The organism is Pantoea sp. Ap-967, from assembly GCF_011752565.1.
In the GTDB taxonomy this organism is placed as follows: domain Bacteria; phylum Pseudomonadota; class Gammaproteobacteria; order Pseudomonadales; family Pseudomonadaceae; genus Aquipseudomonas.
Map to the genome: position 1 here is coordinate 1 of NZ_VWXK01000118.1, position 252 is coordinate 252.

General features: G+C 56.7%; 1 protein-coding gene. It reads left to right on the top strand.

What is annotated here, in order from left to right:
- Nucleotides 1-252: immunoglobulin-like domain-containing protein (locus F3J45_RS29765; RefSeq protein WP_167070885.1), on the top strand; the 252-nt coding region annotated here is incomplete at both ends.

Sequence of the window (252 nt, forward strand, 5' to 3'; positions counted from 1 at the left end):
ATGCAGACGGTAAAGGCACCCTCCAGGTTCCGAACACCAACGTTGAAGACGTCTACAAAGATGCTTCGACCGTGACTGCTACCGTCACCGCTGTTAACGGCGGCAACTACGAAGGTGTCGACCTGACTGGCGCGACCAATACCGCGACTGTCGAAGACACTATCGACAACACCACTGTGGCCGTCAGCTCGCTGCCGGCAAAAGAAGGCGACGAGAACGTCACCTTCAACTTCCAGCTGAGCAACAAGCCGC